The sequence below is a fragment of the Actinomycetospora sp. genome (assembly GCF_036497245.1).
GTDB lineage: Bacteria > Actinomycetota > Actinomycetes > Mycobacteriales > Pseudonocardiaceae > Actinomycetospora.
Window position 1 is genome coordinate 34120 of sequence record NZ_DASXJS010000223.1, and the last position, 6378, is coordinate 40497.

Annotated in this window: 4 protein-coding genes; 3 read left to right on the plus strand and 1 reads right to left on the minus strand. The window is 76.3% G+C overall.

The annotated features are described in order from the left end of the window. The first annotated feature begins 61 nt into the window (after positions 1-61). Positions 62-1261 (plus strand): MFS transporter, encoded by a 1200-nt coding sequence (locus tag VGI02_RS23560; RefSeq protein ID WP_331631443.1) that lies wholly within the window; start codon positions 62-64, stop codon positions 1259-1261. Positions 1262-1276: 15 nt separating this feature from the next. Here VGI02_RS23560 and VGI02_RS23565 read toward each other — a convergent pair whose 3' ends face one another. Then, on the minus strand, positions 1277-1564 hold the full coding sequence (locus tag VGI02_RS23565; RefSeq protein ID WP_331631445.1) for an MGMT family protein: 288 nt from the start codon (positions 1562-1564) through the stop codon (positions 1277-1279). Positions 1565-1642: 78 nt separating this feature from the next. Here VGI02_RS23565 and VGI02_RS23570 point away from each other — a divergent pair, with 78 nt between their 5' ends. Then, positions 1643-4978 carry an ATP-dependent helicase gene (locus tag VGI02_RS23570; RefSeq protein ID WP_414638357.1) on the plus strand — a complete coding sequence of 1112 codons (3336 nt, stop codon included), beginning with the start codon at positions 1643-1645 and terminating at the stop codon, positions 4976-4978. Continuing rightward, positions 4975-6378: UvrD-helicase domain-containing protein (locus VGI02_RS23575; protein ID WP_331631449.1), on the plus strand; the 1404-nt coding region annotated here is incomplete at its 3' end. The genes VGI02_RS23570 and VGI02_RS23575, both read left to right, overlap by 4 nt.

Consider the following 6378-nt stretch of genomic DNA (forward strand, 5'->3'; position numbering starts at 1 on the left):
GATGTGATGCGCGAGCCGATCGCGCGCCACCGGTCGGGTCATCTGGTTGGCTCGGGCAACGATGAGCACCCAGGCCCCCGCCCCGACCCACCTCGGACGCCCCACCGTCGGACTGCTCGCGGTGGTGTGCGGCGCCGCGGTGGCGAACATCTACTACGCGCAGCCGCTGCTGCCGGTGGTCGCGCAGGCGTTCTCGGTCGGGGAGGGCGAGGCCGGGCTCCTGGTGACCGCCTCCCAGATCGGTTACGCGCTGGCGCTGGCGTTCCTCGTGCCTGCCGGTGACATCCTCGAGCGCCGCCGCCTGGTCAGCGTGCTCCTGGCGGTGACCGGCGTGCTGCTGCTCGGCGCCGCCGCGGCACCCACGTTCGGCGCCCTGCTCGCCGCGGTGGCGATCGTCGCCGTGACCTCCGCGGTGGCCCAGATCGTCGTCCCCATGGCGGCGTCGCTGGCCTCCGACGAACACCGCGGCTCGGTGGTCGGGACGGTGATGAGCGGGCTGCTCGTCGGGATCCTGCTCGCCCGGACGGTGTCCGGACTCGTCGCCGAGATCGGTGGCTGGCGACTGGTGTTCGTCCTCGCGGCCGTGGTGATGGTGATGCTGGCGGGAGCCGTCCGGATCGTCCTGCCCCGGGTGCCGGTCGCCGCCGACACGCCCTACCCGAGCCTGCTCCGGTCGGTCGGCACGATCGTCGCGCACGACTCGCTGATCCGGCGCCGCATGGTGCTCGGCGGGGTCGGTTTCGGCTGCTTCACGATCCTCTGGACGGCGATCTCCTTCCTGCTGGCGGCGCCGCCGTACTCCTACGGCTCCGGGGTGATCGGCCTGTTCGGGCTCGCGGGGCTGGCGGGTGCGGGCGCCGCGATCTGGGCGGGCCGGTTCGCCGACCGCGGGCACGGACGACGGGTGGTCACGATCGGCCTGGCCCTGCTGCTCCTGAGCTGGGGCCTGCTCGCGCTCGGCGGGTCGTCGCTCGTCGCGCTGATCGCCGGGATCGTGGTGCTCGACCTCGCCCAGCAGCTGCTGCAGATCTCCCACCAGCACGCCATCTACCGCAGGCGCCCGGACGCGCGCAGCCGCGTGACCAGCGCGTTCCTGGTCTCGGCGTTCATCGGCGGGGCGATCGCGTCCGCCCTGACCTCCGGTCTCTACGCCGTCGTCGGGTGGCCCGGGGTGTGCGCCCTCGGCGCCGTCGTCGCCCTGATCGGGATCGCCACCTGGGCGCTGGAGCTGTGGCGCCCGTCGCCGTCGGAGCCGGTATAGGTGCGCGAAGCGCACCTATGCGAACCGGTGCCGCTGCCCCTTCGCGGCCCTGGCGTCGACGACGAGGACCCCCTCCGCGGTGAGTCGCCGGATCTGTTCGACGGCGATGTGCGGTGCCGGGGTGCCGGAGGTGCGCAGCACCCGGTGCCAGGGGAGGTCGGCGCCGTCGGTCGAGAGCACCGTCCCGACCACCCGCGCCGAGCGCTCGCCTGCCTCGGCCGCCACGTCGCCGTAGCTGCACCAGTGGCCCTCGGGGATCGACGCGACGATCTCCCGGATCCGCTCGTGGCGGGCCTCGTCCATGACCGTCATCGTGCCCGAACACGCCTCCGACGAGCCCGCAGGCCGTGGCTGTCGGGGGGTCGTGGTTCCCTCGGGACCATGACGACGGGGGATCGGCACAAGGGGAGCGTGCACAGGGGGAGCGTGCACGGTGCGGACGCGCCGCAGCTGCTGCGCGCGGCCACCCGTCTGCCCGCCGACCTCGTGCTCGATGCGCCGGCCCGCCGGGTCCTGGAGCACGACGCGGGGTTCCTGCGCGTCCTCGGCGGCCCCGGCACGGGGAAGACGACTCTGCTCGCCGAACGGGTCGCGCGGCTGCTGCACGTCGATCCCGATGCGCGCTCGCTGGTGCTGGTGGGTGACCGTCGATCCGCCGCGGCGCTGCGCGAGCGCATCTCGGCCCGTCGCCGCGTCCTCGACGGCGCCGTCGACGGGGCTCTGACGGCGGCACGTGAGCCGCTGGTGCGCAGCGTGCACTCGTACGCCTTCGCCGTGCTGCGCCGGCACGCCGCCCGCCGCGAGGAGGCACCACCCCGGCTGCTCCCGGGCGCCCAGCAGGACGCGATGGTCCGCGAGCTGCTGGCGGGCGAGGCCGCGGGCGCCGGGCGAGGCTCGGGCTGGCCCGCCCGGCTGCAGCCGGCCCTCGAGGCCCCCGCGTTCGCCGCCGAGGTCCGGGACCTGCTGCTGCGCGCGGCCGAGCGCGGCCTCGGTCCCCGCGAGCTGCGGGCACTGGGCAAGGAGTACGACGTCGCGGTCTGGGTCGCGGCCGCTCGCTTCTACCAGACGTTCGAGGAGGTCACGCTGCTGCGCGCGGCGGCGGGCTCGGCCAATCCGCTCGCCTCCGCACCGCCGCTCGACGCCGCGGAACTGGTCGCCGCGGTGCTCGACGCGTTCGCCACCGACCCGGGCCTGCTCGCGAGCGAGCGGGAGCAGGTGCGCCACCTCGTCGTGGACGACGCCCAGGACATGGACCCCCAGCAGCTCGAGCTGGCTCGCACGCTCGGGAGCACCGCCGGAGCGTGGGTGCTCGCCGGGGACCCGGACTCCTCGGTGCTCGGGTTCCGGGGCGCGGCGCCGGGCGTGCTGCGCGACGCCGACCCCGGCGGCCGGGCCACCGCCGTGGTCACGCTGGACCACCGCGGGTCCCCGGCGGTGCGCGACGCCGTAGCCCGCGCGATCGAGCCGCTGCGGGGCACCGGCCCGGGACGGGTGCGCGTCGCACCACCGGCCGCGGAGCCCGAGGGCGGCGCCGCCACCGTGTCGGTGTTCCCGACGCCGGGCCGCCAGGCCGCCTGGGCCGCCGACACGCTCCGCCGGGCACACCTTGTGGACGGCGTGCCGTGGTCGCGTCTCGCGGTCGTCGTGCGGTCCGTGCCGCTGTCGTTGCCGCCGTTGCGGCGGGCGCTGCTCGCCGCGGGCGTCCCCGTGGCGGTCCCGGCCGACGACACCCCGCTCGCCGCCCTCCCCGCGGTCGCGCCACTGCTGACCCTGCTGCGCTGCGCGGCGACGGCCGCCACCTCCCCGCCCGCCTCGGCCGTGGACGCCGACACCGCGCTCGGCCTGCTCGCGTCCCCGCTGGGGGGTGCTGAGCCGCTCGGGCTGCGGCGGCTGCGGCGCGGCCTGCTGCGCCTGCACGAGGCGGGCGGCCACGGCACCGAGCGCTCCAGTGACGAGCTGATCGTCGACGTCCTCGTCGACCACCTCGCCGGGCGGCCCGACCCGCTGACGCTGCTCCCGGACGCCGACGTCGCGCCGCTGCGCCGGATCGCGCACCTGCTCGGCGCCGCGGTGGAGGCGATCCGCGCCGGGGAGAGCGTGCCGGACGTGGTGTGGGCGGGGTGGTCGGAGAGCGGGCTGCAGGCCCGGTGGGTCGCGGCGAGCGAGCGGGGCGGCGTCACCGGCGCGCAGGCCGACCGCGACCTCGACGCCGTCGTCGCGCTCGTGGAGCGGGCCGGTCGCTTCGTGGAGGACCTGCCGGGCGGCACCGTCGCGGGATTCGTCGCCCAGGTCGACGACCAGCGGTTCGCGAGCGACGGCCTGGCGCCGCGCACGCCAGACGGCGAGGCGGTCGCGCTGCTCACCGCGCACGCCGCGCGGGGGCGCGAGTGGGACGTCGTCGTGATCCCCGACGTCCAGGAGGGCGTCTGGCCCGACCTTCGCCGGCGCGGCACCCTGCTCGGCGTCGAGCGGATGGTCGACGTGCTCGGCGGGGTCCCGGACGACCCGGCGCTGTCCTCGCGCGTCCCGCTGCTCGACGAGGAGCGGCGGCTGTTCGCGGTGGCGCTCTCCCGAGCCCGGCACGCCGTCCACGTGGGAGCGGTCGAGTCCGAGGACGTCACCCCGTCGCGGTTCCTCGACGACGTGGACCCGGACGTCGCCGCGGACGACGGGCAGGCGGACGATCCGGGCCGTCGGCGCCGCAGGCCGAGCCGGGCCCTGGTGCTGGCCGAGCTCGTGGGCGACCTGCGCCGGGCGGTCAGCGCGCCCGCGACCGACCCGGAGCGCCGGGCCCGCGCCGCCACCCAGCTCGCGCGGCTGGCCGAGGCCGGGGTGCCGGGCGCCGACCCGGGGGACTGGTACGGCCTCCTCGACGTCTCGACCAGCGAGCCCCTGCGTGAACCGGGCTCGCGGATCACGGTGAGCCCGAGCGCGGTCGAGACGATCCTGACCTGTCCCCTGCGCTGGGCCCTGCAGAGCCACGGCGGGGACGACTCCGACTCGCTGGCCTCGGTCACCGGGTCGCTGGTCCACGCCCTGGTCCAGCGTGCCGCCGAGGGCGCGGGCGAGACCGAGCTCGACGACGCGCTCGACGTCGCCTGGGCGTCGGTCGACGCGGGCGCGCCCTGGTTCTCGCGCCGCGAGCTCGCGAACTGCCGGCGGATGCTGCGCTCGTTCCTCGCGTGGCGCGACGGGACGCGGCGCGAACTGACCGAGCAGGCCGTCGAGGAGTCGGTGACGGCGAGGTTGAACGCACCCGACGGCTCCGGAGTCGACATCGCGATCCGGGGGCGGGTCGACCGGCTCGAGATCGACGACCACGGTCGTCCGGTGATCGTCGACGTCAAGACCGGCAAGAGCCCGATCTCGGCGGCGAAGGCGGCCGAGCACCCCCAGCTCGCGGTCTACCAGCTGGCCGTGGCGCTCGGGGCGTTCGCCGAGGCGCTCACCTCCCCTCCCGCGTCCGAGGGGTCGGCCGCGGCCACCGTGCCCGGGGGCGCGCGGCTGGTCTACCTGCAGCGCGACGGCCAGAAGGCCAAGGAGCGCGCGCAGACCCCGCTCGACGCGGACGGGGTCGAGCACTGGCGCGAGCAGGTCGCCACCGCGGCGCGCATGACCGAGGGGCCGGTGTTCGTCGGGCACGAGAACGACGCGTGCCCGCGCTGTCCGGTGCGCACCGCCTGCCCGGTGCACTCCTCCGGGAGGCAGGTGCCGTGACCGGACTGATCGAGAGCGCGACCGGCCTGATCGACCCGACGGAGCTGTCCGAGCGGCTCGGGCTGCGCCGCCCCACCGACGAGCAGGCCGAGGTGATCGCGGCGCCGTTCGCGTCCGCGCTGGTCACCGCCGGGGCGGGCTCGGGCAAGACCGAGACGATGGCTGCCCGGGTCGTCTGGCTCGTCGCCAACGGGATCGTCACCCCGGACCAGGTGCTGGGCCTGACGTTCACCCGCAAGGCCGCCGGTCAGCTCGCCGACCGCATCCGCCGGCGGCTGCGCAGGCTCGCCGGTGACCCGCTGCTCGACGAACTGGATCCGAGCGGTGAGCGCCGGGTGCTCGTGCGGACCCTCGAGCCGACCGTCTCGACCTACCACGCCTACGCCGGCCGGTTGCTCACCGAGCACGGCCTGCGGCTGCCCACCGACCCGGGGGCGCGGCTGCTGTCGCCGACGGCGTCGTGGCAGCTGGCCCACCGGGTGGTGTCGTCCTGGACGCGGGACCTCGACACCGCGCTGATCCCGACCAGCGTCACCGGCTACGTGCTCGCGCTCGCCGGGGAGCTCGGGGAGCACCTCGCGGAGCCCGACCAGCTCCGCGAGCACACCGAGACCCTCGCCCGCGCGATCGAGTCGGCGCCGCCGGCCAAGGGCCAGCGGCCGGGCCTGCCGCAGGCGCTGAGCAAGATCGTCGAACGGCAGCGGTTCCGGGTCGCCCTGCTGCCCCTGGTCGAGGAGCTGGCCGCGCGCAAGAAGACCGAGCGCTGCCTGGACTTCGCCGACCAGATGGCCGCCGCGGCCCGCCTCGCGGACGGTCACCCCGAGGTCGGGCAGGCCGAGCGCACCGCGTTCCGGGCCGTCCTGCTCGACGAGTACCAGGACACCGGCCACGCCCAGCGGATCATGCTGCGGGCGCTGTTCGGGGGCGACGAGCAGACCGCGGTGACGGCCGTCGGGGACCCGTTCCAGTCGATCTACGGCTGGCGTGGCGCGAGCGCGGCCAACCTGCCGCGCTTCGTCACCGACTTCCCGCGCACGGGACGGGACCGCGAGGCGGGAGACCGAGCGCAGCGGAGCTCGACCCACGAACGGGTCGCCGCGGCGAGACACGGCCTGCTGACGAGCTTCCGCAACCCGCCCGAGGTCCTGGCGCTGGCCAACGGGATCGCCGATCCCCTGCGGGCCGGACCGGTGCGGGTCGACGAGCTGCGGCCCCGTCCCGGCGCTCCGCCCGGCGACGTCCGGGTGGCGCTGCACGGCGACGTCGAGGCCGAGCGCGCGTGGATGGCCGACGCGATCGCCGACCGCTGGCGCGCCGCCGCCGACGCGGAGGTCGAGCCGCCCACCACCGCGGTCCTCGTGCGCCGGCGCGCCGACATGAGCGCGCTGGCCGCCGCGCTG

Bases quoted from the DNA above. Each gene is read 5' to 3' on its own strand.
- VGI02_RS23565 (WP_331631445.1), bottom strand. From the start codon at position 1,564: ATGGACGAGGCCCGCCACGAGCGGATCCGGGAGATCGTCGCGTCGATC.
- VGI02_RS23570 (WP_414638357.1), top strand. From the start codon at position 1,643: ATGACGACGGGGGATCGGCACAAGGGGAGCGTGCACAGGGGGAGCGTG.
- VGI02_RS23560 (WP_331631443.1), top strand. From the start codon at position 62: ATGAGCACCCAGGCCCCCGCCCCGACCCACCTCGGACGCCCCACCGTC.